Here is a 25,831-nt window from a genome sequence, read left to right as displayed (position 1 = left end):
CTCAGGCGGAGGGCGGATGATGCTGACACGGCGCGGGGTATTGGCGGGGATCGGTCTGACGGCCTTGCCGGGGCGGCTGCTTGCGCGCGGGCTGAAAGCCGATGAAACGGTGCTTTTCCTGCCCGGCTATGCGCGCGGGATTCTGCCGGGCCTCATCGAGGTCAATATCGAGGCCTGGGTGTTTGAATTCGAACGCCGCCCCGGTGCGCGGCTTGCATTCACCACCGCGCTCGGCATCGACATGGAAGTCGCAGGCCCTGAAGCAAATAAGATCTTCGCCGAACGCAGTCGCTGGTTTCTGACAGATTCCGAGCGCGGCAAGGAATTGCTGATCCGTTTCGACGGTTTCGATGGCCCGGACGCGCCGGAAAGCCTCCTCCCCGCCACGGATCGCGGCGGCCGGGTCTCGGCGCGGCTCAGGATCCCTGCCCCGGGCGATGACCGCCTGATCCGCTTTCACACCAGCCGCGACGGCGCAGGGGAACGTTTCGAAGGTGTCGCCCATCTGGTGCCGACCGAGGGGCTTTCGATCATCTCGGATATCTGGGGCGCTGCCTCATGCCTCAGATGTGGCGGCTCGATCTGGATGAGTTGCGTGGGGTTATCACTCTTCCTCTGCCGCCCTGTCAAATTTACCTCGATCACCTATCTGGACAAGGATGGTAAGCAGCAGGCGCTGGGCTCATCCATGTATCGTGTCCGGGGTATTGGCGATGTCGCCCGCATCAATCCGGTGGGTGACTGGCCTGAGACGGACAGCGCCAGCATAACCTTCACGGCGGGTTATAGTATAACGCCAGACCCAATCCGTGCCGCCATCCTCCTCCGCGTTGGCCATCTCTATGCCAACCGTGAAAGCGTGGTGATCGGTGAGAGTGTGGCTGGACTGCCGCTGGGCGAGGATGACCTGATCCGCAACTATCGCGTCTGGGGGTTCTGATGCCTTGGGCTGCCCCCCCCCCCGCCATTGCGCCGCCGGCCACCCGTCCTTCACCGGCCGCCGCTGTCCTGTCTGTGCTGCCGCGGCTCAGGCACGGGTAGATGCTGCCCGCCCTACAGCCCGCAAGCGCGGATATGACAGCAAGTGGGAGAAGGCACGGGAGGGCTTTCTCGGATCGCACCCGACCTGTTCCTGCGGCGCTGTTGCCACGGTGGTGGACCACATCGTGCCGCACAAGGGTGACAAGAAGCTGTTCTGGGATCGGTCCAACTGGCAGCCGCTCTGTGCCTCCTGCCACAATCGCAAAACCGCGACCGAGGACGGCGGCTTTGGTCGACCGACCAGGGGGGATCGGAAATTTGACCCTCCGGTTGCCGGACCCGCGCCTCAGTCTTGCGCGCAAACATCTGGAAAATGGGATTTCTGGGGATGAAGGGCCGGAAGCCGAAGCTGACCGCAATCGATGGGGGCTCTGTCAGGGGCAAGTGCCCTTCGGCCCCGGCATGGCTGACAGCCCAGGCGAAGGCCGAATGGAAGCGTGCCGCGCCCGAACTGTTCAGCCGGAACCTGCTGACGCCCGACACCACCGCCATGCTGGAAAGCTACTGTATCGCCGCTGGCATGGTGCGCGAGGCCGAGGAGATGATGGGGCGTGATGGCCGTATGGTTCAGACTGAAAAAGGGATGGCACCTCACCCTGCCTTCAGGATGCAGAGCGCTGCCATGCGTGAAGCCCGGTTGCTGGCCGCCGAACTGGGGCTGACCCCGCATCGAAAAGGCTCGAAGCCTGCTGAATCTCCTAAGGAAGACAAATGGGGCGATGGGCTTCTCGCCTGATCGCAGGTGAAGACATGACCGCAAAAGCTGCCCGCTCCCCGATTTTCGTGCCTGATCCTGCGCTCTATCCCGACCTATCGGGACGGGCGGATCGCATGTGCCGGTTCGTCCGCAACCTCACCCTCTGGGAGGGGGATTTCGCTGGCAGCGCCTTCGCCCTGCATCCGTTTCAGGAAGCTATTATCCGGCGCATCTATGGCCCCACGAAAGAGGATGGTGGCCGGGCTGTGAAGATTGCCTGCATCTGGATCCCACGGGGCAATGCCAAGACCACTCTGGCGGCGGCTCTGGGCCTTGCGCATTTCATGGGGCCGGAGACCGAGGCAGGCGGCCAGGTTGTCATGGCCGCCGCCGACCGTGAAAACGCTGGGATCGCTTTCAACTCGGCACATCAGTTCGTGCTTCAGGAGGAGGCCCTGAGCCAGCGTGTCCGTCCGCTCGAGAGCCGCAAGACGCTCATCCATCCGAAGTCGAAAAGCACCCTCAAGGCAATCTCGTCGGAGGCCTATTCCAAGCATGGTCTGAACGTCTCGTTCTTCCTTGCCGATGAGATCCACGCATGGCCTGCCGCCGAGGGTCGCAAGCTATTCAAGACCGTCACTGACTCGATGGTGAAACGCTCGAACCCTCTCAGCGTGATCATCACCACGGCAGGCGAGGGCCAAGGTGGTCTCGCATGGGATATGTGGAACTATTCGCACAAGGTGGCGACCGGAGAGGTCGAAGACCCGAGCTTCGCACCTATCATCCTGGCGGCCGATCCGAAGCTGGACTGGCGAGACGAACAAGGTTGGCGCATGGCAAACCCGGCCATCGAGGCAGGGTTTCTCTCAATGGAGGAGCTTCAGACCAAATCCCGCCGGATTGAGCATTTCCCCGCCGAGATCGCGGACTTCAAACGCTTCCACCTGAACCTCTGGCAGGAAGGGGCGGCAGAGCCCTGGCTTGCTCTGGAGGTTTATGACAGGGCTGAGGCTATGACCCCGATTTCCGCCCTTGAGGGGCGGCCGTGTTGGATCGGCGTTGACCTCTCCAGCGTCGAGGATCTGACCGCCGCCGTTGCGGTGTTCGCCGAGGGTGATGGTGAGGCCCGCCGCTATGATGTGCTGCCGATGTTCTTCCTGCCCGAGGCGAACATCGCCATGAAGAGCGAGAAGGATCAGGCGGACTACCTGCGCTGGGCGGACGAAGGCTTCCTGACCCTGACCCCGGGCAATGTGGTCGATCACTCCGCAGTCATTGCTTATCTGAACGATCTGGCCGAACGCTTCGCTGTCCAGGAAGTCGTGATCGACCGCTGGAACTTGACTGCGGTCAACACGGCTCTTCAGGAGGAGGGTTTCACGGTGAACCAGTTCGGCCAGGGGATGGCCTCGATGTCGGCGCCGGTGAAAGAGTTGAAGCGTGCAATCCTTTCCGGGCATTTCCGCCACGGCGACAGTCCGCTTCTGCGGATGTGCTTCGGGAACGTGGTGGGCGAGAAGGATGCCCACGAGAATGAGAAGTTCACCAAGGCCAAGGCTCGGGGCAGGATCGACGGAGCGGTTGCGGCCGCAATGGCGGTTGGCAGAATCATCGCCAATGAGGTGACGCCATCGCCCTATGAGGGACGCGGCTTCGCCTTTCTCTGACCCGGCAGGCGTCTCGAAGGCTTCACATGTTCGCGATCATGCCCCCGCTTGCTCCGCTTCTGAACTGGTTCCGCCGTGGTTGCACGACTTTGCCAAAGCAAAAGGCCGCCCCGAAGGACGGCCATTTTATGCTGGTATTCCAGTAAGTTACTGGTGCCGCTGAAGGGACTCGAACCCCCGACCCCATCATTACGAATGACGTGCTCTACCAGCTGAGCTACAGCGGCATATTCCAGATACAGGCCCCAATTCTGTCCTGCTTGTCGTCGATGGCCTCAGAACTCTTTGGCTTTGCCTGTCACCCGGCACCGAAATCGCTGCCTGTGAAAGCTCTGCCGATCGCGTTACCGGAGCCATGCAGGCGCTCGTTTAAACGCGCGAGGCCTTCTTGTCCAGTGTCCGTTCACGGCAATTTCCCTTATCCGGCCCCCCGCATTGGAGAGGTCGGGACATAGGACTGGCGCGGTGCCGTAAGGGGCGCCCCCCGCGGGCCGGCGGCGCGTCCAGACGGCGCCCCTCAGGGCAAGCGTCCCCAGACAGCTCGCCACCCTTTGCCGCAGGCCATCCTGAGGAGATTTCATGCAATATGACGTAAAGTTATTATTATTATCAATACGTTATTTGACACCCACAACCTCATCCCGGCCCCACGCGATACCTGGGCGGGCACAGAACGATCTTTGGCATGTCGGTCCGGATCAATGTGGAATCAAGATGTCCAGGGCGCCCTGAATGACAGCGCCTGTCAAATCGCTCCGGGCGACGCTGCCGATCAGGACAGCGGCGGTGTTCCGCCCCTGACTAGCGGGCCCTTCGCCTCCTTTGCTGAAAGGTCACGCGCCACACCCCGCGAGGCAAATGCCCCGGACCTGACCAGTCCCGCCGATCATCCCGGCCATATCCGGGCGCGGATGCCCATTGCCAGGGTGGCGCAGTCGCTCAGGCCCAGGCCTGATCCGGATCGGGCAAGGGGATCGCATCAAGGAGCTCCCTCGTATAGGCCGCGCGGGGCTGGTCGAACAGTGCTGCCGTATCAGATGCTTCGACGATCTCGCCCTGGTAAAGCACCATGATCCGGGAACACAGCCTCCGGATCACGCTCAGGTCATGGCTGATAAAGGCCAGCGTCAGACCAAGCTCTTTCACCAGCCGCTCCAGCAGGTTCAGCACCTGCGCCTGGCTCGAGACATCGAGGCCCGAGACGATCTCATCTGCAAGGATGAAATCCGGACGCAGGGCGATGGCGCGGGCGATGCCCACCCGCTGACGCTGACCGCCCGACATCTCATGCGGGTAGCGGCCGGCCATCTCCTGCGGGAAGCCGACGAGATCCAGCGCCTCGGCCACACGGCCCCGCACATCCGCCACGCCATGCAGGCGCAAAGGCGCGGCGATCAGCTGGCCGACCCGGTGGCGCGGGTTCAGGGATGACATCGGGTCCTGAAAGATCATCTGGAACCTTCGCCGCAGCGGCCGCAGCGCCGCCTCATCCAGATGCGTGATGTCCTGCCCGTCAAACAGAACGCGCCCCGCCGTCGGCTCCAGGAGCCGCACGAGACAGCGCCCGAGGGTCGATTTCCCCGACCCCGAGCCACCGACAATCCCGATGATCTCACCCTTCGCGATGCTGAAATCGAGCCCCTTCAGGATCTCATTGCGGGGCGCCGGCCCCCAAAGCGGTTTGCGGTTCAGATCGGGAAGCGAGAGGCGCAGCCCCTCGACGCGGTAAAGCTCGTCAGACATGCGCCACCCCCCGGTCGTATGCGTCAATCTCCGCCCTCACCTCCGCGATCACCTGGTCAGGCACCGGGGTCAGGCTGGCGCCCGGATCGGTATATTTCGGCGTCGCCGCCAGCAGTGCCCGCGAATAGGCATGGCGCGGGCCGGCAAAGAAGCCGGGCACGTCATTATCCTCGACCACCATGCCGCCATAAAGCACCGAAAGCCGGTTGCAGACCTTGGACACCACGCCCAGATCATGGGTCACGAACAACAGCGCCGTGCCGTGCCTTGTCTGCATATCCCTGATCAGTTTCAGGATCTGCTTTTGCACCGTCACATCCAGCGCGGTCGTCGGCTCATCGGCGACGATCAGCTTTGGTTCAGCCGCAAAGGCCGAAGCGATCAGAATACGCTGCCGCATCCCCCCCGAAAGCTCATGCGGATAGGCCCGCATCACCCGCGCCGGGTCCTGGATCCTGACCTCATCCAGCAACTCTTCGGCCCGCGCCACCGCCCGCGCCCGGTCCCAGCCCAGAATGTCCACCAGCCGGTCAGTAATCTGCGGCGCGATCCGGCGCGAGGGGTTCAGCGCCGTCAGCGGATCCTGTGGGATCAGGGCGCAGGTCTGGCCGATCCGGTGCCGCCGGTCCCGCTCCGACAGGCGCTGCAGATCTTCACCGCCGAGGAGTATCTCGCCCCCGGTCAGCTCCACCGCTTTCGGCAGGATCCCCAGTACCGCTTTGCCGATCATCGACTTGCCGGCGCCGCTTTCCCCAACCAGCCCGCGCACCTCGCCCGGCGCAACCGCGAGCGAAACATTGCGCAAAAGCGGGTGGTTCTGCCGGGTGATCCGCGCCGACAGGCCTTTCAGCTCAAGATAATTCATCGCAGCACCGGATCGTAGCGGTTCTTCAGCCCTTCCCCCAGCTGGGAAAAGGCGAGAACGGTCAGGAAAAGCGTGATCAGCGGGAAGACCAGCACCCACCATGCCTGGTTGATCGAGATCCGCCCCTCGGAAATCATCCCGCCCCAGGTCGGGTCATCGGTCGGGATCGAGAGGTTCACAAAGCTCAGGATCGCCTCGATGATCACCGCAATGCCCATCTCCAGCGTCAGAAGCACCACGATGGTCGGCAGGACATTGGGCAGGATCTCGGTCAGCATGGTGGAAATCCGGCCCCGCCCCACCACGCGCGCCGAGGCGACATAGTCCATCGCCCCCTGGCACATCGCCTCGGCCCGGATCACCCGGGCAAAGCGCGTCCAGTCGATCACCACAATCGCCACGATGATCGAGGTGAGCCCCGGCCCCATCACGGCGATCAAAAGGATGGAAAACAGCACCGGCGGAAAGGCCATCCAGATGTCGATAAAGCGCGAAATCACGGTATCGACCCAGCCGCGCATATAGCCTGCCATCAGCCCGAGCCCAGCGCCAAGGATACAGGTCACCACTCCCGCCACCAGCGCGACCGACAGCGCCACCCGCGCGCCATAGATGATCCGGCTCAGCACATCACGGCCCAGACTGTCAGTCCCGAGCCAGTAGCCAGGTTCCGCCCCCGCCATCCAGAAGGGCGGCATCCGGCCCAGGAACAGATCCTGCGCCAGTGGATCCTGCGGCGCAACCAGCGGCGCAAAGATCGCCGCCAGCACCACAAGACCAATCCAGCCCGCCGAAAGCCAGAGCCGCGGCCCCGCCCGGCGTTTCACAAGCGATCGGGCATCAGCCATGACGCAGCCTCGGGTTCAGAACGGCATAAAGCAGATCAACCACCAGGTTCACCCCGGTGAAGATCAGCGCGAAGAGGATCACGATGCCCTGGATCAGCGGCAGATCGCGGTTGATCACCGCCTCAATGGCCATATTGCCAAGCCCTTCATAGGAAAACAGCCGCTCGATGATGACGGTGCCGCCGATCAGAAAGGTGAACTGCACGCCGACCAGCGTCAGCGTCGGCAACACCGCATTGCGCAGGGCCTCACGCAAAATGACCCGCGTCTCGCCATAGCCCCGCGTCCTTGCCAGGGTGACGTAATCCAGATGCATGGTCTCTTTCAGGCTCTGCTTCAAAAGCTGCCCGATGATCGCCGCCAGCGGGATCGCCAGCGCCAGCGCCGGCAGGAACATATGGCTGACAATATCGGCCCAAAGATCGAACCGCAGCCGGATCAGGCTCTCGAACAGGTAGAAATTCGTCACAAAGGGCAGATCCAGCGACGGCGTCACCCGCCCCGAGATGTGAAACACCGGCCAGAGCACGCCAAACCCCAGGATCAGCAAAAGCCCCCAGAGGAAATCCGGCACCGAAAGCGCCATCCCATTGGCAATATCAATCGCCGCCTCGGTGCTGGTCTCGCGCCGCCTTGTGCCCCAAAGCGCGAGGCCCCCCCCGATGACGCAGGCCATGGCCAGCGCCATGACCGAGAGTTCCAGCGTCGCCGGAAGCCGCCTCAAAACCATCGCCGTCACCGGCTGGCGCGCGGTGATCGAGGTGCCGAAATCGCCCTGCACAACCCCGCCCAGCCAGATGAAAAACTGCTCCATAATCGAGCGGTCAAAGCCGTAAAGCGCGTTCAGCCGCGCGATATCGGCCTCGCTCGCGCCCGGTGGCAGCATCATCGCAATCGGATTGCCCGGCACCACCCGGATGACGACAAAAACAATCACCGCCACGCCAAAAAGCGTGATCAATGTCGTCACCAGCCGCCCCATTACCGTTCTGAAAAATTGCATCGCCACATCCCGAAAGCGCCGCAGGCCCGGCCCTTTCATCTGTCCTTAAATATCCCGCGGGGGTCCGGGGGCGCGAAGCCCCCGGCGCCACCACACTCAGCCGCGCGTCATCAGATGCGGCAACAGCGCGCCCGAAGCATGCGGCGTGACCACCACACCCTTCGCCGAGAGGATAGGCTGCACATATTGCAACAGCGGGATCACCAGGGCCTCTTCCGCGATGAACCGGTCCACCGCCTTCCAGCCCGCGATCCGCTTCGCCTCGTCCTTCTCACCCCAGAGCGGATCGATCATGTCGATCAGATCCTGCCCGTCCCAGACCGAATGCGGGCTCGGCCCGTACATCGCGAACCCGGTCCCCGTGGTCGGGTCGCCGACCGAGTTCCCCCAGTTGTAAAACGCCGCCGGCGCCAGCTGATCGGCCGCGCGCAGCTCGTAATGTTTGGCGATCTCATAGACCTCGATCTCGGCCTCGATCCCCACGCGCCGCCACAGACCCACAATCGCCTGGATCATCTCGTAATCCTTGGGCTTGAAGCCCCGCGTGGTCTGGATTTTGAACTTCACCGGATTGTCTGTCGAATAGCCCGAGGCCGCCAGCAATTCGACCGCCTTTTCCGGGTTGTAATCGACAGTGATCGACGGGTCATAGGCCTCATATTCCGGCGTCTCCAGCGTGTCGATTTTCACGCCGTAACCCGACAGCAGCCGGTCGATGATCGCCTGTTTGTCAATCGCATGAACGGCGGCCTTGCGGACATTCGGGTCCAGCATCACGTCAATATCATTGAGGAAAATCATCCCGATATCCGAGATGGGCGTCGCCACGCCGTTCATCGAGCCCTTAAGGCGGTCATATTCCTCATAGGGCATTTCCAGCGTGACATGGCTGTTGCCGGATTCGATTTCCGCCACCCGCGCCGCCGCATCGGTCACGAATTTGATCGTCACCGTTTTGAACTCGGGCGCGCCGCCCCAATAGGCCTCATTCGCCTTCAACCGGACAAAGGCATTGCGCTCGAATTTCTCAACCATATAGGGGCCGGTGCCGATCGGTGCCGCCTCGAAACCTTGCGCGCCGACCTTTTCATAATAGGTCTTGGGGAGCACATAGCCGGTCAGGAAATACATCCATTTGAAGATCGTGGGGTCGAATTGCTTCACATCGGCGATGACACGATTGCCCTCGACCCGGTGGTTTTCCAGCGTACCCCAGACGAACTGGATCGGGCTGCCGGTGGCCGGGTCTGCCACCCGCGCCAGGCTCCAGGCGACGTCCTCGGCGGTGAAGTCCGAGCCGTCATGCCATTTGACACCCTCGCGCACCACCATCCAGATCTGGCTGTAATCCTCGTTCCAGCCCCATTCGGTCAAAAGCCCCGGCGCCGGTTTCAGATCGGGCTGTTGCAGAATGAACTGGTCAAAGACCGACTGGTAAATGCCCTGGATCGTCGGGTTCACCGCACTCGGGCCGGTGGTCGGGTCCCAGCTGGGCAGCGTGACGTTATAGGCGATCACCAGCTCGTCGATCTCAGCCAGCGCAGGCAGGCTGAAGACGCCGAGTGTGACACTGGCAGCAGAGAGCTGCAGCAAGGCTCTGCGGTTGAGTTTCATCATGTTTCCCTGTCGTTTTTATGTGGATGGGTCAGTGATCGCGCGCCGGTCTGATGCCGTTTTGTCGCGCGCGCAGTAATTTGCTTTACCGGGCCGCCCTCCCCGCCAGCTTTCGGGCCAGCAGATAGCCCGGCCCCGCGCCGGTGCCAGCGCCGGGCCAGACCGCCGCGCCGGTCAGATGCAGGTTTTTCAGCGCGGTCGAGCCATCGGAATGACCCCGCGCCGGGCGGAACATGAAATTCTGCGAAATATGGTGGCTGCCGCAAACCTGGTCGCCACCTACCAGATTGGGATTCTCCGCCTCCAGATCCAGGGGCGAGACCACACGTTTCCCAAGGATCTTCGCGCGCGTGCCCGGCGCGTAGCGCTCCAGAATATCCAGCGCACGCTCGGACATCGGCGCGGTGGCCGCCTCCCAGTTGCGCGCGGTGATCTGGCCCGCCGCATCGCCTTTGATCTCGCCCGGCACCATCCGCACCTGCACCCAGAGGATGTGCTTGCCCTCCGGCGCGCGCGACGGATCCTGGCCGGTCGGCTGGCCCACCACCAGGATCGGTTCATCAGGCAAAAGCCCGGCCTGGGCCTGCTGATAAACCCGCGCCTGCTGATCAAGGCTGGGCGCAAGATGGATATAGGCGAAACGCTTCAGTTCCTCCCCCGCCGCCCAGTCGGGCAGGCTGTCCATCGCCAGATGAATCATCATCGTGCCCGGCGCGTAGGCGTAATCGGTCATCGCCTTGTCGAAACGCGGCTCCGTCGCGCCGGTCAGCCGGCTGAGCGCCTGCGGCGCGACCCCCGCAATCACCGCTTTTCTCGCTGCAATGCGGCGCCCGTCGGCCAGTTCAATCCCGCTCGCCTTGCCATTCTCATGCAGAATGCGGCTGACGCTGGCGCCACATTCGACCCGCCCGCCTCGCGCCTCAATTGCCGCGACCATGGCGCGGATGATGGTGTCTGCACCGCCCTGGCCCAGCATCATCCCGAAATTTTGTGCAACCATTCCCTCGAGATAGGGAAAAATACCGCCCCCCGCGACATCGGGCGCATAATCGAGATGCAGCCCCCAGGCCCCCAGAAGCGCCTGCATCTTTGGCGAACGGAAGGTCTTTGTCAGAAAGCGGCGCGGCGTCTGCGCCATGAACTGCGCAATATCCAGACTGCCACCGATTTTGTTGCGGTGCAGCACTTTAAACATGAAATATGCAATCGCATTGAATTTCATCGGCATTGAAAGGATGCCGCCAATCGCTTCGGCAGTTTGCGGAAAGCTTTCAATCAGCCCTGCCCAGGCCTCGGCATCTGCGGGATCCTCGGCTTTGATCCGCGCGAGGGTTTCGGCGCGATCCGTGGTCACGCCAAGCCAGGTTCCATCCGGAAAAGCCGAGGCAAAGGGCTTTGACACCGGCAGGAACGTGCAGCCATGCCGCGCCAGCTCCTGCCCATAATCCTTATAAAACGCCGATCCGGCGAAGAGGTTCAGGTTCATTGCCGCCCAGTCGTGGCGAAAGCCCGGCAGGGTATATTCACCGGTCTTCACCGCACCACCCGGGGCAGAGGCCTGCTCGAAAAGCCCGACTTTCCAACCCTTTGCTGCAAGGTGCAATGCACAGGCAAGGGCGTTATGCCCCGCCCCGATCAGGATCGCATCATAGCTGTCGGACATTTTTCTGATCCCTGCATTTTAAGATATATTTGCAAACGCATTTATTTCTGTCTAGCGTGATTCTCACAGGCGCTGAGAAAAGCGTCACGCCGCGCCGGAATGGTCCTGGAAAAACAGGTGGCGCGCCGGACACCAATCAAAGACCGGATGGTCAGACAGGGAGAACGGATATGACCGCAGCCAATGCGCTGATACAGCTTGCGGGTTTGCTGGCTTCGGGTGGGGTCAGGGTGGTTGACCTGACCGCGACGCTCGGGCCGGAAACGCCGCTTCTGAAACTTCCACCGGAATTCGCGAAAGACACGCCGCCGGTTAAGATCCACAAGATCAGCGAATATGACGAGAATGGCCCCTTCTGGGCCTGGAACTGGTTAGAGCTGGGCGAGCATTCCGGCACCCATTTCGACGTGCCGCATCACTGGATCACCGGTCGCGAAAACCCCGAAGGCTATACCGACACAATAGACGTCCAGCGCCTGATCGCGCCGGTCAATGTGCTCGATTTCAGCGCGGAATGCGCGGCCGATCCGGATTTCCTGCTGACCATCGACCATGTGAAGGCCTGGGAGGCAAAACATGGCGCAATCCGGGCCGGCGAATGGGTCGTCCTGCGCTCGGACTGGGATCGGTTCAACCATGACGAGGCGCTTTTCCTGAACGCCAATGAGACCGGCCCCCATACCCCCGGCCCGACCGCCGAAGTGGTGCAATATCTGATCGACAAAGGCATTGTCGGCTGGGGCAGCCAGTGTATTGGCACCGATGCGGGCTGCGCCGGTGGCATGACGCCGCCCTATCCCGCGCATAATCTGCTCCATGCCAATAACCGCTTTGGCCTTGCCTCGCTGGTCAATCTCGACAAGTTGCCTGCGAAGGGCGCGATCCTGATTGCGGCCCCTCTGAAAATCAAACAGGGCACCGGCTCGCCGATCCGCGCGCTGGCGCTCGTTGCGGGAAGCTGAACCCTATGGCCGCTGTCGACCACATCATTATCGGATCCGGGATCAACGGGCTGGTTGCCGCCAGTCTGCTGGCACTGAAGGGCCGCAAGGTCCTGGTGCTGGAACGCGAGGAGGTTGCGGGTGGTTGCCTGCGCACGACCGAGCTGCATCCCGGTTTCCTGCATGATCCGATGGCGGCCACATTCGTTCTTTTCATGACCAGCCCGGCCGGGGCGGCGCTTGGGCCACATCTGGCGAAACACGGGTTTGACTATTGCCATACGCCGCATCCGACCGCAGTTTTGCGACCGGACGGGCGGGCGCTGGTGCTCTCGACCAATCGGGCAGAGAATATTGCAACGCTGAACGCGGCCGCGCCCGGTGACGGCGATGCCTTTGCCGCCGAGGTCGACCGGCTGGCGGCGGATGCGCCTTTCATGTTCGCGATCCTGGGTCAGCCACTCTGGTCCTGGGCCACGCTGAAAGTGCTGCTGAAAGAGACCCGCAAACGCGGGCTTCGTGGCCTCGCGGGCTGGATGGGCCAGCAGCTTGACCCGATGCGCGGCTGGCTTGAGACCACTTTCAGATCTGAAGACACCCGTGCGCTGTTTGCGCCCTGGGCGCTGCATTGCGGACTGACGGTCGAGAATGCCTATTCCGGCGCCATGGGTCGCGTGATCGCCTTCGCGCTGGAGGCCGCTGGCGCGCCCATCTCGAAGGGCGGCGCAGGCCAGGCGGCGAAAGCTTTCGTCTCGTTGATCGAAGCCAATGGCGGCGAGGTGCGCTGCAATGCCGATGTTGATGAAATCACAGTGGAAAAGGGCCGGGTGACCGGCGTCCGGCTGAAGGATGGCGTCACGATCCGGGCGAAATCGGTACTGGCCTCGGTCGCGCCGGGGCAGCTTTACAACCGCTTGCTCAAAGACGTGAACCTGCCCGAAGAGAAGGTCGCGCTGAAACGCTTCCGCCATGGGCGCGGCGATTTCCAGCTGCATTTCGCGCTGGACGGGGTGCCGGAATGGAAGACACCGGGCCTTGATCAGGTGGCGCTGATCCATCTGGCGGAAAGCGTCGATGCGGTGTCGAAATCGTCTAACGAGGCCGAACGTGGACTCTTTCCTGCAAGGCCGACGATCTGCGTCGGTCAGCCCTCGCGGCTGGACCCCACGCGCTGCCCGGAAGGCAAGGCCGTGATCTGGATGCAGATCCCCGATGCACCGACCGAGATCAAAGGCGACGCAGCGGGCGAGATCCAGGCCCGCGACTGGGACGAGGCGCGCGAGGCTTTCGCCGACCGCCTTCAGGCCATTCTCGCCAGCCATATCAAAGATTTCGACAGGCTCGTTCTGGCACGCCGCGCCTATAGCCCGAAAGATCTGGAACGGATGAACGTTAACCTTGTCGGCGGCGACCCCTATGGCGGTTCCTGCGCGGTGGATCAGTTCTTCATCTGGCGGCCGTTTTACAATGCCACCAATGGCACTGGCCCGGTGCGCGGGCTGATCCATATCGGCGCCTCGACCCATCCGGGGCCGGGGCTGGGCGGCGGCTCTGGCTATAATGCAGCGAAGAGGCTGGGCGCATGAGCAGTGAACCCCCTGCCCCCGCGCAGCGCCTTGGCCAGATCGGGCTGTCTTCCTTCCCCCCCTATCTGATGAACCGGCTGATGGGCCAGTATAACGGCATTTTGCGCAGCGAGATGGCCGATATGGGCCTGACCACCGCCAAGATGCGGGCGCTTGGCGTGCTTTCCGTGATGGACGGCCCGCTGATCCGCGAGCTGGCGGAACTCGCCGTGACCGAGCAATCGACACTGTCACGCGCGCTCGACCAGCTTCAGGCCGAAGGGCTCGTGCGGCGTGAAGCCGACCCGAATGACAGCCGCGCCACGCGGATTTATTCGACCGATCTCGGCCGTGCCGCGTTTGAACGGATCTGGCCGCATATGGCCCTCGCCGCCGAGCGGATGTTTCGCGGGATCTCCGATGACGAGCGGCATGCTTTCGTCGGCACTTTGCAAAAAATGCTGGCCAATATCTGCAAGCAAGAGGTTTAAGCCATGGCAGAGCGCAGTTTCAAAGCCGAGGTCGAACACCTGCGCAAAGGCGCGGGCGAGACCTTTACGGGCGAAGGGATTCTGGCGCTCACCAAGGCGCTTTTGGAATCCGGCGTCGGCTATGTCGGCGGCTATCAGGGCGCGCCGATCTCTCACATGATGGATGTGCTTTCCGATGCCGAAGAGCTGATGGCCGAGCTGGGCGTCCGGTTCGAGGCCAATGCCAATGAGGCGGGCGCGGCGGCGATGCTGGCGGCCTCGGTGCATTATCCGATCCGCGGCGCGGTGACGTTCAAAGGGCCGGTCGGCGTCAATGTGGCGTCAGATGCGCTGGCGAACCTGACGGATTCCGGCGTGAATGGCGGCGCGCTGATCATCGTGGGCGAGGATTACGGCGAGGGGTCCTCGATCATGCAGGAACGCAGCCATGCTTTCGCGATGAAGTCGCAGATGTGGCTGCTGGACCCGCGCCCGAACCTCCAGGCGATGGTCGATGCGGTGCATTACGGGTTCGACATGTCCGAGGCGACGAATACGCCCGTCATGATGATCGTCCGGATCCGGTCCTGCCATGTCACCGGCACGTTTGAATGCCGCGACAACAGGCGCCCTGCTTTGACGGTGAAAGACGCGCTGAAGAACCCGCAGACCGATTTCACCCGCGTCGTGCTGCCGCCCTTCACCTATCTGCACGAGCAGGACAAGATCAACAATCGCTGGCCCGCCGCCGAGAAATACATTGTCGACCACAAGCTGAACGAATTCTTCGGCCCCAAAGGGGGCAAAACCGGGCTGATCGTCCAGGGCGGCATGTATAATGGCGTGATCCGGGCCTTGCAGCGCATGGGCCTCGCCGATCTTTACGGCAATACCGAAGTGCCGATCTATTGCCTGAACGTGGCCTATCCGCTGGTTTCGTCGGAATTTCTGGGCTTCTGCGAAGGCAAGGACCATGTCCTTGTCGTCGAAGAGGGCCATCCGGAGTTCATCGAGCAGCAGCTTTCTACCTATCTCTACCGCGCCGGGTCATCGGTCAAACTCCATGGTAAGGGCATCCTGCCGATGGGGGGCGAATATACCGGCCAGGTCATGCTCGACAGCCTGACGGCGTTCCTGAAAATCGCGGCGCCTGGAATGCTGCCGGCAACGGTGCGCGCGCCGAATGAAGACAAGCCGCAACTGCCCGATCTGACCAAAGTCGTGCCGATGCGCCCGCCGGGGTTCTGCACCGGCTGCCCCGAGCGACCCATTTTTGCCGCGCTGAAAATGGTGCAGCAGGAACGCGGCAAGCATCAGATCACCGCCGATATCGGCTGCCATCTCTTCGGCTCGATGCCGCCCTTTTACGTCGGCGGCGCCACGATGGGCTACGGGCTTGGCCCGGCGGCCAATGCGGCCTTTGACGGCGGCGGCGAGCGGCGGCCGATCTCGATCATCGGCGATGGCGGGTTCTGGCATAACGGGCTGAACAGCTCGATCGGCAATATGGTGTTCAACAAATCCGACGGCCTCGTTGTGGTGGTCGACAACTATTATTCGGCGGCGACCGGCGGCCAGGATGTGATGTCGTCGCGCGCGGCAAACGACACCAAGGCCACCAACAACCCGATCTCGCAGGCGGTGAAGGGGATCGGTGTGAAATGGGTGCGCCAGATCGATCACACCTATGATGTGCCGAAGCTGAAAGCGACCATCACCGAGGCGCTGACTACGCCGGAAAAGGGCCCCAAGGTCATCGTCGCCTCGTCGGAATGTATGCTGAACAAGCAGCGCCGCGAGCGCCCGCTGAAAGCCCGGGCGATCAAAGAGGGGCGCCGGGTCGAGGCGCCGCGCTTTGGCGTGGATGCAGCGGTCTGCACCGGTGATCACGCCTGTATGCGGCTGTCGGGCTGCCCGTCTCTGGGGCTGAAACATACAAATGACCCGCTGCGCGACGATCCGGTGGCCTGGATCGACCAGACCTGCGTCGGCTGTGGCAATTGCGGCGAGGTGGCCGATGCGGCTGTGCTCTGCCCCAGTTTTTACCGCGCCGATGTGGTTCATAACCCGACCGGGTTCGAGAAATGGCGGGCCGGTCTCAGTGGCCGCCTGATCGGATGGCTTGCCCGTCGTCGCGCGGCCCGCAGGCTGGAGTTCCCGGCATGAGCCTGCACGAGGTCATCCCCCCACGCCAGCCCGATGAAAAGCTGACATCCATCATCAAAGTCGCGATCTATGCCGTCGGTGGCCAGGGTGGCGGCGTGCTCACCGGCTGGATCGAGGATGTCGCCCGCGCGCAGGGCTTTGCGGCCCAGGCGACCTCGGTCGCGGGCGTGTCGCAGCGTACCGGCGCCACGATCTACTATGTCGAAATGGCCCCGATGGAGGGCGGCCAGCCGGTTTTCTCGCTGATGCCAGCGGCGGGTGATGTCGATGTGATGATCGCTGCCGAATGGATGGAGGCCGGGCGTGCCATCATTCGCGGCTTTGTCACGCCGGACCGCACCACGCTGATCGCCTCGACCCATCGCAATCTGGCGGTGTCCGAAAAGATGGTGCCGGGCGACGGTGTCGCCGACCCTGAGGCCGTGCGCGAAGCGGCAACCCAGACCGCGAAACGCCTGCTAGCCGCCGATTATGAGGCGGTGGCGGTAAAAAACGGCTCGGTCATTTCCTCGACCCTGTTCGGGGCACTGGCAGCCTCGGGCGCACTCCCTTTCCCGCGCGAGGCTTTTGAAGAGGCGATCCGCCAGTCCGGCGGCAAGGGGATCGAGGCCAGTATTCGTGCCTTTGGCGCAGGTTATGACGCCGCGCTGCAGGGTGATATCGGCAAGAACGAACCCGCGCCCGTCAGCCCGGATACCCCCGTGCGCGGCCCGGCAAAGCTGATGGCGGCCTGGGAAAAACTGATGACCCGGGTCAGCGCAATGCCCGCTCCGGTCGCTGAAATGGCGGAACACGGGCTGCGCAAGGTGGTCGGGTTTCAGGACATCGCCTATGGCGCCGACTATCTCGATCGGCTGGCGACGGTGCTGGCGCGGGACCATGCCCCCTGGGATCTATCGGTCCAGGCGGCGAAATATGTCGCCAATGCAATGTGTTATGATGATGTGATCCGGGTCGCCGATCTGAAAACCCGCAGCAGCCGTTTTCAGCGGATCCGGGGCGAGATGGGCGCGAAAGATCAGCAATTGATGCAGCTGACCGAATTCATGCATCCCCGCGCCGAGGAAATCGCCGGCATGTTACCCCGCAAATGGGGGGCGAAGGTCGAGGCCAGTCCGAAATCCATGGCGCGGCTCAATCGCTGGTTTGGTCATGGGCGACGCATCCGCACCGACAGCTTTCGCGGCTATGCGATGCTTTATGTGCTGGGCGGGATGAAATTCTGGCGCCGCCGCACGCTCCGCCACGCACAGGAAGTGGCGCATCTCGAAGCCTGGTTGACCCGCGCGATGGCCGAGGTCGACCGCAACTATCCGCTCGCAGTCGAGCTGATCCGCTGCCGCCGTCTGATCAAGGGCTATTCCGACACCCATGCGCGGGGCCTGTCGAAATTCGACCGTGTGCTGGCGGCGATTGATCTGGTGGCGGATCGCGAGGATGCCGCCGACTGGGCGCGGCGCCTGCGCGAGGCCGCACTGAAGGATGAGGAAGGCAAGGATCTCGACGGCGCGATCCAGACGATCCAGAGCTTTCTGTAACGCAAATGGCCGGGTTGATCTCCCGGCCCTTTTGTTCGCATGTACCCCGACTTACAGACCCGGCGCAGGCAGATAGCGCCTTTTCAGCGCGGGCGGTGCGGCGTATTCCAGCCCGGCAAGCACCGCGCGAATGCGCGCCGGGCCATGGGCCTCCAGCATCGCAAACGGGCCGCGCGGGAAATTCAGCCCGAGCTTCAGCGCCGTATCGATACCGTCCCGGGTCGTGCCACCTTCCGCGAGGAGCCAGGCGGCTTCATTCACCAGCGTGGCCTCGATCCTGAGCGCGATCGCTGCAGCATCGGCGGGCGGCGTTTCGGGGCGGTCAGGGAAGAGAAAACCCTTGCCGGTCTTGCGCCCCAGATTGCCGCTCGCGACCTGGGCTTTCAGCGCGTCAAAGACGTGGTAGCGCGGGTTGTTTGCCATCGCGCGCGCCAGGCTTTCGGTGGCGGCAAGGTTGATATCGGCTCCGACCAGATCGATCAGCCCGAACGGCCCCAGCCGGTAGCCCGCCGCCAGCATCGCGGCGTCGATCTCGCTTGCGCTGCGTCCCTCTTCCAGCAGCGCCAGTGCCTCGCCATAGAAAGGCCGCGCGCAGCGGTTGACGATGAAACCAGGGCGATCCGGGCAGGCGATCACGGTCTTGCCCGCAGCCTCGGTCAGATTACGGGCACGGGCAAGCGCCTCTGGCGCAGATCCGTCATGCGCGACCAGCTCCACCAGTTTCATCACCGGCGCAGGGTTGAAGAAATGCAGGCCCAGAAGGCGCCCCGGGTTGCGCAGCCCCTCGGCCATCGCAGCAACCGACAGCGAGGAGGTATTCGTCGCCAGCACTGCGTCCGGGGCCATAACCGCCTCAAGCGCGGTGAAGATCGCGGTCTTGACCTCAAGCCGTTCGACCACCGCCTCGATGGCGAGGTCTGCGGCCCCCATCGCCCCGGCATCCGGCACAACCTGGAACCGCGACAGCAGCGCATCGCGAGCCTCCGGTGTCAGCTTGCCGGCCTCGACCCGGGGCGCGAGCGCGCCCGTCAGGCGTTCGACCGCATTGTCGCGGGCAAGCTCATGCGCATCGGTGGCGAGCACGTCAAACCCTGCCGCCGCATAGGTCTGCGCAATCCCCAGCCCCATCGTGCCAAGGCCAATCACCGCAACCGTTGCCATCTCAATTCCCCTGATAGACGGGTTTACGCTTTTCGCGGAAGGCGCGGATGCCCTCGGCCTTGTCCTGGCTGTCCAGAAGCGTCTCGAATGCGGCCCGCTCTGCGGTCAGCGCAAGCGGGGCCTCGGCGCCTTCGACCAACGCGGCCTTTGCCGCCGCCAGTGCCAGCGGCGCGCGCAGCGCAAGACGCGTGGCCAGCGTGGCACCCTCGGCCAGGGCATCGCCCATGCGATGCGAGGCCAGCCCCCAGGCGAAAGCCGTATCCGCGTCGATGATTTCCCCGGTCAGCACCAGCCGCGCCGCCCGCGCCGGGCCGACCCGGGCGAGAAGACGCTGCCCGCCCCCCGCACCGGGAATGATGCCGAGATTGCTTTCCGGCAGGCCGAGCCGCGCGGTATCACCGACCAGCAAAAGATCTGCCATCAGCGCCAGTTCCAGCCCGCCGCCAAGCGCGAAACCCTCGACCGCCGCCACCAGCGGTTTGGGAAAGGCGCGGATCGCCGCCCAATGGGTCTTGCGCGGATCCAGCGCCGCCTCGGCGCTGGATTTCGTCTCTATCTCTGCAATATCTGCGCCTGCGGCAAAGTTTCCCTCGGCACCTTGCAGCAGCACCGCGCGGCAGCCGGGATCCCCTGCGAGCCGGTTCAGCACCGCCGCCAGATCCGCCAGAAGCCCCGTATTCAGCGCGTTTTTTGCCGCAGGCCGGTTCAGGATCAGCTTTGTCCAGCCGCCCTCATCACTCTCGATCAGATGTTCCATGATGGCAGAATGCCCTCTCACGATGAATATTCAAGTCGAAAAATTTTAAACTTGAAATTTATTCTGAAAGCCGCAAGGATCGGCGCAAATCAGGGAGTTCCGGCTATGAAGATCCTTTGCCTCGGGGCGGGTCCGGCGGGCCTTTATTTCGCCATTTCGATGAAGCTGCGCGACCCGTCCCATGACGTCACGGTGCTTGAACGCAACAAGGCCAATGACACATTCGGCTGGGGCGTGGTGCTCTCGGATGACGCGCTTGGCCGGATGCAGAAGAACGATCCCGTCTCGACCGAGGCGATCCGCGCCGATTTCGCCTATTGGGATGATATTGCGGTCGTGCATGACGGGGTCCGCACGGTTTCCGGCGGGCATGGTTTCGCCGGGATCGGGCGCAAGGCGATGCTGATCCTTCTGCAAAACCGTGCGCGCGAACTGGGCGTCAATCTGCAATTCGAGACCATCTTCAAATCTGCCGAAGAGTATCGCCGGGATTACGATCTTGTCGTCGGCTGCGACGGCATCAACAGCATCGTACGCAACGAATATAAGGACGTCTTCCAGCCCGATATCGACCTGCGCAAATGCAAGTTCATCTGGCTTGGCACGCATCAGAAATTCGATGACGCCTTTACCTTTATCTTCGAGAAAACAAAGCACGGCTGGGTCTGGGCGCATGTCTACCAGTTCGACAACAACACCGCGACTTTCATCGTCGAAACCCTTCCCGAGACATGGGAGAAATTCGGTTTCGCCACGATGTCGAAAGAAGAAATCGTCGAGACCTGCCGCCAGATTTTTGAGGCGCATCTTGGCGGGCACGAACTGATCTCGAACGCGGCGCATCTGCGCGGCTCGGCGGTCTGGTCGCAATTCCCCCGCGTGATCTGCGACAAGTGGTATCATGAGAATGTCGTGCTGATGGGCGATGCGGCGGCAACCGGGCATTTCTCGATCGGCTCGGGCACGCGCCTGGCCTTTGATTCCGCGATTGCGCTGGCCGAATATCTGCATTCCGAGCCGGATATGCAGGCCGCGTTTGAACGCTATCAGGAAGAGCGCCGGGTCGAGGTGCTGCGCCTGCAATCGGCGGCGCGCAACAGCCTTGAATGGTTCGAACAGGTCGAGCGTTACCTCGATATGCCCTCGCCCCAGTTCGCCTATTCGCTGCTGACACGCAGCCAGCGGATCAGCCATGAAAACCTGCGGCTGCGCGACCCCGAATGGCTTGCCAGCGCGGAAGACTGGTTCCAGGAACAGGCAGGCGGCCAGAAGGGCAGCCGCCCGATGTTCGCGCCCTATAAGCTGCGGGACATGCAGCTGAAGAACCGCATCGTGATGTCGCCGATGGCGCAATATAAGGCGGTTGATGGCTGCCCGACCGACTGGCACCTGATCCATTACGCGGAACGCGCCAAGGGCGGTGCCGCGCTGATCTATACCGAGATGGCCTGTGTCTCGGCCACTGGTCGCATCACTCCTGGTTGCCCGGGGCTTTACGCGCCGGAACATGAGGCAGCCTGGAAGCGGCTCGCGGATTTCATTCATGCCGAGACCACGGCGAAGCTCTGCATCCAGATCGGCCATGCCGGGCGCAAGGCCTCGACCTGTGTTCCCTGGGATGGTGGTATCGACGCGCCGCTCAAGACCGGCAACTGGCCGGTGATCTCGGCCTCGCCCATCGCTTACAAGCCCGACCTTGCGGTGCCGAAAGAGATGGACAAGGCCGATCTGGCCGCGGTGAAAGCCGAATTCGTCGCGGGCGCCGAAATGGCCCAGCGCGCCGGCGCCGATATGATCGAGATGCATGCGGCGCATGGCTATCTGCTGGCTTCCTTCATCAGCCCGGTCACCAACCGGCGGAGCGACGAATATGGCGGCAGCCTGGAAAACCGCCTGCGCTATCCTCTGGAAGTCTTCCGCGCCATGCGGGCGGTCTGGCCCGAGGAAAAGCCGATGTCGGTGCGGATCTCGGCTCATGACTGGATCGAAGGCGGCGTGACGCCGGAAGAGGCGGTGGAGATCGCGCGCCAGTTCAGCGCGGCGGGCGCCGATATCATCGACGTCTCATCCGGGCAGACCGACCCGGCCGAACGACCGATCTATGGCCGCATGTTCCAGACGCCGTTTTCCGACCGCATCCGCAACGAGGCGGGGCTTTCGACCATGGCGGTCGGCAATATCACCGACTGGGATCAGGCAAATGGCATCCTGATGGCAGGCCGCGCCGATCTGGTGATGATCGGACGGATGCATCTGGCCGATGCCAACTGGACGCTGCATGCCGCGATTGACCAGGGCGAGACCCATGCCGAATGGCCTGCCCCATACCGCCATGGCCAGGTGACTCTGACCCGGCTGCATCAGCGCCAGCAAGAGGCGATAAGGGCATGACGGATCTTGCAGGCAAGCGCGTATTGATCACCGGCGGAGGCACCGGCGTCGGGGCCGATCTCGCCCGGGGCTTTGCCGCCCGGGGCGCCGAAGTGGTGATCTGCGGGCGCCGTCTCGCACCTTTGCAGGCGGTGGCCGGGCCGATTGGCGCGCAGGCCCTGCAGGCCGATGTGACGGATGAGGCGGATGTGAAACGCCTGTTCACCGAGGCCGGGCGCTGCGACATTGTGATCGCCAATGCCGGGGCCGCAGCCTCGGCGCCTCTGGCGAAGACCTCGCTGGCGGACTGGAACGCGATGCTTGCGGTCAATCTCACCGGGGTTTTCCTGACCTTCCGCGAGGCGCTGTCGCAGTTTGACGGCTGGGGGCGGCTGATTGCGGTCGCCTCGACCGCCGGGCTGAAAGGCTATGCCTATGTCGCACCCTATGCGGCGGCGAAACATGGCGTGGTCGGCATGGTCAAAAGCCTGGCGCTGGAAGTCGCGAAGAAACCGGTCACGGTGAATGCGCTTTGCCCGGGCTTTCTTGATACCGAGATGACCGACCGTTCGGTCGCAAATATCGTCGGAAAGACCGGGATGAATGCGGATGATGCGCGCAGGACACTTGCCGCCACCAATCCGCAACTGCGCCTGATCCAGCCCGCCGAAGTGACCTCTGCCGCGCTGTGGTTGTGCGGTGTGGGCAGTGAGGGCATCAATGGTCAGGCATTGGCCATTGCAGGAGGCGAGGTGTGAGTGAGGGTTCCAAACGCAGGCTGAAACTCTGGATCCGGATGCTGGCAGTGACGCGCAGTTCTGAAGCCGGTCTGCGCGAATTCCTGCGGCTGACGCATGACACGACATTGCCGCGCTTTGACGTGCTGGCGGCGCTTTACCGGCGGCGCGAAGGCTGCACCATGAGCGAGCTGAGCCGGCTTTTGCTGGTCTCGAACGGCAACGCAACGACCGTGGTGGACCGGCTGGAGAAAGACGGGCTGGTCGCGCGCCGCCCGTCCGAGACCGACCGCCGCACGGTCTATGTCGGGTTGACGCCCGAAGGGCTGAGCCAGTTCGAAGCCCTCGCCTCGGGGCATGAGGCAGAGGTGGCGAAGATCTTTGCCGGGCTCGACGATGCGGATGTCGATGTTCTGACGGAAATTCTGAAGAAGGCGATGAAGAAATGAGCAATCTCACGAGGACCGAACTGGCCGGGCTGAAACCGGAACATTTCCTCTGGGAGGTGAAGGACCGGATCGCGACGCTGCGGCTGAACCGGCCGGACCGCAAGAACCCGCTGACCTTCGAGAGCTATGCCGAGCTGCGCGACACATTTCGGGCGCTGGTCTATGCGACAGATGTGGATGTGGTGGTCTTTGCCCCGAATGGCGGCAATTTCTGTTCGGGCGGCGATGTGCATGACATTATCGGCCCGCTGGTCGGCATGGATATGAAGGATCTTCTGGCCTTTACCCGCATGACCGGGGATCTGGTCAAGGCGATGATCGGCTGCGGCAAGCCGATCATTTCGGCGGTGGACGGGATCTGTGTCGGCGCTGGCGCAATCATCGCCATGGCCTCGGATCTGCGGCTGGCGACGCCCGAGGCGAAATGCGCGTTTCTGTTCACCCGGGTAGGCCTCGCTGGCTGCGATATGGGCGCCTGCGCCATGCTGCCCCGGATCATCGGTCAGGGCCGCGCGGCTGAGCTTTTATATACCGGACGGGTGATGTCGGCTGAGGAAGGTGCGGCCTGGGGGTTCTGGAACGGGGTCCATCCGGCGGAGGCGCTGGAGGCGGAGGCACTGAAACTCGCCACACGGATCGCGTCAGGGCCGGTCTTTGCGCATGGCATCACCAAGACCCAGCTGAACCAGGAATGGAATATGGGGCTGGAACAGGCGATCGAGGCCGAGGCCCAGGCCCAGGCGATCTGCATGCAGACCCGGGACTTTGAACGTGCCTATCACGCCTTTGTCGCGAAAGAAAAACCCGTATTCCAGGGCGACTGAGCTTTGGGATTCTGGCCGATGACCGGGGGTTTTGCACCCCCGGACCCCCGCAGGATATTTTTGGACAGATGAAATGAGCGACCGCAGTTTTCTGGATTGGCCCTTCTTTGAGACGCGTCACCGTGAGTTGTCAGCGGCGCTGGAGGAATGGGCCGCCGGGCATCTGCCGGTGGATCACAGTGATGTCGATACCGCCTGCAAAGGCCTGGTGCGGGATCTGGGGGCGGCGGGTTTTCTGCGGCATTCAGGCGCCGATGCGGGCGAGACGCTTGATGTCAGGAGCCTGTGTCTGATCCGCGAGACGCTTTCGCGCCATGATGCGCTGGCGGATTTTGCCTTTGCCATGCAGGGACTTGGCATGGGAGCGGTCTCGCTGTTCGGCACGCCCGAGCAGCGGCTCTGGCTGAAAAAGACGCGGGAAGGTCGGGCGATTTCAGCCTTTGCGCTGACCGAGCCGGGATCGGGGTCGGATGTGGCCAACAGCACCACCATGGCCGAAAAGGTCGGGGGCGGCTGGCGGCTTTCTGGTGAGAAGACCTATATCTCGAACGGGGGCATCGCGGATCTTTATGTGATCTTTGCCCGCAGCGGCGAGGCGCCGGGCGCACGCGGGCTTTCGGCCTTTCTGATGCCGGCCGATGTGGCGGGGCTGGAAATCGCGGAACGAATCTCGGTGATGGCACCGCATCCTCTGGCGCGGCTGAAACTGGATCAGGTATTCCTGCCCGATTCTGCGCTGATCGGCACGGCGGGGGCCGGGTTCAAACAGGCCATGTCGGTGCTGGATGTGTTCCGTTCGACCGTGGGGGCGGCGGCTTTGGGCATGGCACGGCGCGCGCTGGATGAGGCGCTGAGCCGCACGCAGAGCCGCCGGATCCAGGGTGAACCGCTGTCTTCCCTGCAGCTGGTGCAGGGGCATCTGGCCGATATGGCGCTCAAGATCGATGCGGCGGCTTTGCTGGTCTACCGGGCCGCCTGGACCAAGGATCAGGGCGCCGCCCGGGTCAGCCGCGAGGCTGCTATGGCGAAACTTTACGCGACCGAGGCCGCCCAGGAGGTGATTGACGCGGCGCTGCAGCTGCATGGCGGTGACGGGGTGCGCAGCGGCATGAAGGTCGAGGAGCTTTACCGCGATATCCGCGCGCTCCGGATCTATGAGGGCGCCTCGGATGTGCAGCGCGTGGTGATTGCGCGCAGCCTTCTGTGACAGGATTTCAGGACGACCATCAACAACAGGGAAATACGGCAATGACCAAAGCACTTGACGGCGGCATCACCCGGCTGGGTACGGGCATCGAAGGCGTGGAATGGAACATTCTGGGCCAGCGCTATTTCCCGAAAGCCGATTGCGGCAGCACTTTTTCCTTCGAGACCAATTCCGAACCGGGCCAGTTCGTGCCGGTGCATATCCACCCGACCCAGGATGAATTCATTCTGGTCCAGGAGGGCGAGCTGCATGTGAAACTCGATGGTGTCTGGTCGGTGGCGCGGCCCGGCGATCTGGTGAAGATGCCCAGAGGCGTGCCGCATGGCTATTTCAACAAGGGCGATGTGCCGTCGCGCGCTTTGTTCTGGGTCTCTCCTGCCGGAGATCTGCGCGCTTTGTTCGAGCAGTTGCACAACATGACCGATGTGGAAGAGGTCGTCCGCGTTTCGGCTGCACATGCGGTTGATTTCCTGCCGCCCGAAGCCAACGAATGAGGCACGGG

General features: G+C 63.0%; 23 protein-coding genes and 1 tRNA gene. 15 read left to right on the top strand and 9 right to left on the bottom strand.

Annotated features, from left to right (window positions below; genetic code table 11):
- Positions 1–19: 19 nt before the first annotated feature.
- The 4 genes from BLW25_RS15110 (at position 20) to BLW25_RS15095 (ending at position 3,408) form a co-directional block, all read left to right on the top strand.
- Positions 20–940, top strand: coding sequence for a head-tail connector protein (locus BLW25_RS15110; RefSeq protein WP_143040523.1), 921 nt, complete (start codon positions 20–22; stop codon positions 938–940).
- 211 nt (positions 941–1,151) lie between these two features.
- Positions 1,152–1,373 (top strand): HNH endonuclease signature motif containing protein, encoded by a 222-nt coding sequence (locus tag BLW25_RS25520; RefSeq protein WP_394328439.1) that lies wholly within the window; start codon positions 1,152–1,154, stop codon positions 1,371–1,373.
- Complete coding sequence (locus BLW25_RS15100) at positions 1,370–1,777, top strand: phage terminase small subunit P27 family (protein WP_092900467.1); 408 nt, start codon at positions 1,370–1,372, stop codon at positions 1,775–1,777. Before BLW25_RS25520 ends, BLW25_RS15100 begins: the two co-directional genes overlap by 4 nt.
- Before the next feature lie 14 nt (positions 1,778–1,791).
- Positions 1,792–3,408, top strand: a complete 1,617-nt coding sequence (locus BLW25_RS15095) for a terminase large subunit (RefSeq protein WP_171909573.1) — start codon at positions 1,792–1,794, stop codon at positions 3,406–3,408.
- Between the two features lie 151 nt (positions 3,409–3,559).
- On the opposite strand, the gene BLW25_RS15090 is transcribed toward BLW25_RS15095, so the two are convergent.
- From BLW25_RS15090 to BLW25_RS15060, 7 genes are all read right to left on the bottom strand, one after another.
- Positions 3,560–3,635: transfer RNA gene (locus BLW25_RS15090), tRNA-Thr, on the bottom strand.
- A gap of 712 nt (positions 3,636–4,347) precedes the next feature.
- Positions 4,348–5,151 (bottom strand): ATP-binding cassette domain-containing protein, encoded by an 804-nt coding sequence (locus BLW25_RS15085; protein WP_092900463.1) that lies wholly within the window; start codon positions 5,149–5,151, stop codon positions 4,348–4,350.
- A complete protein-coding gene (locus tag BLW25_RS15080; RefSeq protein ID WP_092900461.1) occupies positions 5,144–6,016 on the bottom strand; it encodes an ABC transporter ATP-binding protein in 873 nt (290 codons plus the stop codon). Before BLW25_RS15080 ends, BLW25_RS15085 begins: the two co-directional genes overlap by 8 nt.
- Positions 6,013–6,864 carry an ABC transporter permease gene (locus BLW25_RS15075; RefSeq protein ID WP_092900459.1) on the bottom strand — a complete coding sequence of 284 codons (852 nt, stop codon included), beginning with the start codon at positions 6,862–6,864 and terminating at the stop codon, positions 6,013–6,015. The genes BLW25_RS15080 and BLW25_RS15075 overlap by 4 nt, the downstream gene beginning before the upstream one ends.
- Positions 6,857–7,867 (bottom strand): ABC transporter permease, encoded by a 1,011-nt coding sequence (locus tag BLW25_RS15070; RefSeq protein ID WP_092902155.1) that lies wholly within the window; start codon positions 7,865–7,867, stop codon positions 6,857–6,859. Before BLW25_RS15070 ends, BLW25_RS15075 begins: the two co-directional genes overlap by 8 nt.
- A 96-nt stretch (positions 7,868–7,963) precedes the next feature.
- Positions 7,964–9,481: an ABC transporter substrate-binding protein gene (locus BLW25_RS15065; protein WP_092900457.1), complete on the bottom strand. Its 1,518-nt coding sequence runs from the start codon at positions 9,479–9,481 to the stop codon at positions 7,964–7,966.
- An 85-nt stretch (positions 9,482–9,566) separates the two neighbouring features.
- Positions 9,567–11,144 (bottom strand): phytoene desaturase family protein, encoded by a 1,578-nt coding sequence (locus BLW25_RS15060; protein WP_092900455.1) that lies wholly within the window; start codon positions 11,142–11,144, stop codon positions 9,567–9,569.
- Positions 11,145–11,314: 170 nt separating this feature from the next.
- Here BLW25_RS15060 and BLW25_RS15055 point away from each other — a divergent pair, with 170 nt between their 5' ends.
- From BLW25_RS15055 to BLW25_RS15035, 5 genes are read left to right on the top strand one after another with little or no spacing between them, the layout of a single operon-like run.
- Positions 11,315–12,106, top strand: coding sequence for a cyclase family protein (locus tag BLW25_RS15055; RefSeq protein ID WP_092900453.1), 792 nt, complete (start codon positions 11,315–11,317; stop codon positions 12,104–12,106).
- Between the two features lie 5 nt (positions 12,107–12,111).
- Positions 12,112–13,671 carry a phytoene desaturase family protein gene (locus BLW25_RS15050; RefSeq protein WP_092900449.1) on the top strand — a complete coding sequence of 520 codons (1,560 nt, stop codon included), beginning with the start codon at positions 12,112–12,114 and terminating at the stop codon, positions 13,669–13,671.
- On the top strand, positions 13,668–14,141 hold the full coding sequence (locus BLW25_RS15045) for a MarR family winged helix-turn-helix transcriptional regulator (protein WP_092900447.1): 474 nt from the start codon (positions 13,668–13,670) through the stop codon (positions 14,139–14,141). The genes BLW25_RS15050 and BLW25_RS15045 overlap by 4 nt, the downstream gene beginning before the upstream one ends.
- Before the next feature lie 3 nt (positions 14,142–14,144).
- Positions 14,145–16,286 (top strand): thiamine pyrophosphate-dependent enzyme, encoded by a 2,142-nt coding sequence (locus BLW25_RS15040; protein ID WP_092900445.1) that lies wholly within the window; start codon positions 14,145–14,147, stop codon positions 16,284–16,286.
- Complete coding sequence (locus BLW25_RS15035) at positions 16,283–17,824, top strand: indolepyruvate oxidoreductase subunit beta family protein (protein WP_092900443.1); 1,542 nt, start codon at positions 16,283–16,285, stop codon at positions 17,822–17,824. The genes BLW25_RS15040 and BLW25_RS15035 overlap by 4 nt, the downstream gene beginning before the upstream one ends.
- A 51-nt stretch (positions 17,825–17,875) precedes the next feature.
- On the opposite strand, the gene BLW25_RS15030 is transcribed toward BLW25_RS15035, so the two are convergent.
- On the bottom strand, positions 17,876–18,985 hold the full coding sequence (locus BLW25_RS15030) for a 3-hydroxyacyl-CoA dehydrogenase (RefSeq protein WP_092900441.1): 1,110 nt from the start codon (positions 18,983–18,985) through the stop codon (positions 17,876–17,878).
- Between the two features lies 1 nt (position 18,986).
- Positions 18,987–19,742, bottom strand: coding sequence for an enoyl-CoA hydratase-related protein (locus BLW25_RS15025; protein WP_092900440.1), 756 nt, complete (start codon positions 19,740–19,742; stop codon positions 18,987–18,989).
- Between the two features lie 105 nt (positions 19,743–19,847).
- Here BLW25_RS15025 and BLW25_RS15020 point away from each other — a divergent pair, with 105 nt between their 5' ends.
- The 6 genes from BLW25_RS15020 (at position 19,848) to BLW25_RS14995 (ending at position 25,823) form a co-directional block, all read left to right on the top strand.
- Entirely contained in the window at positions 19,848–22,133 is a 2,286-nt protein-coding gene (locus BLW25_RS15020; protein ID WP_092900439.1) for a bifunctional salicylyl-CoA 5-hydroxylase/oxidoreductase, read from the top strand.
- Positions 22,130–22,870 (top strand): SDR family NAD(P)-dependent oxidoreductase, encoded by a 741-nt coding sequence (locus tag BLW25_RS15015; RefSeq protein WP_092900437.1) that lies wholly within the window; start codon positions 22,130–22,132, stop codon positions 22,868–22,870. The genes BLW25_RS15020 and BLW25_RS15015 overlap by 4 nt, the downstream gene beginning before the upstream one ends.
- On the top strand, positions 22,867–23,298 hold the full coding sequence (locus BLW25_RS15010; protein WP_249496145.1) for a MarR family winged helix-turn-helix transcriptional regulator: 432 nt from the start codon (positions 22,867–22,869) through the stop codon (positions 23,296–23,298). Before BLW25_RS15015 ends, BLW25_RS15010 begins: the two co-directional genes overlap by 4 nt.
- On the top strand, positions 23,295–24,122 hold the full coding sequence (locus tag BLW25_RS15005) for an enoyl-CoA hydratase family protein (protein ID WP_092900435.1): 828 nt from the start codon (positions 23,295–23,297) through the stop codon (positions 24,120–24,122). Before BLW25_RS15010 ends, BLW25_RS15005 begins: the two co-directional genes overlap by 4 nt.
- 73 nt (positions 24,123–24,195) lie before the next feature.
- Entirely contained in the window at positions 24,196–25,329 is a 1,134-nt protein-coding gene (locus BLW25_RS15000) for an acyl-CoA dehydrogenase family protein (protein ID WP_092900433.1), read from the top strand.
- A gap of 41 nt (positions 25,330–25,370) precedes the next feature.
- Positions 25,371–25,823 (top strand): cupin domain-containing protein, encoded by a 453-nt coding sequence (locus BLW25_RS14995; RefSeq protein WP_092900431.1) that lies wholly within the window; start codon positions 25,371–25,373, stop codon positions 25,821–25,823.
- The last annotated feature ends 8 nt before the right edge of the window (positions 25,824–25,831 follow it).

This window comes from Rhodobacter sp. 24-YEA-8 (assembly GCF_900105075.1).
Classification (GTDB): domain Bacteria; phylum Pseudomonadota; class Alphaproteobacteria; order Rhodobacterales; family Rhodobacteraceae; genus Pseudogemmobacter.
The sequence above is the reverse complement of the archived record's forward strand: the minus strand, read 5'-3'. Positions and strand labels throughout refer to the sequence as shown.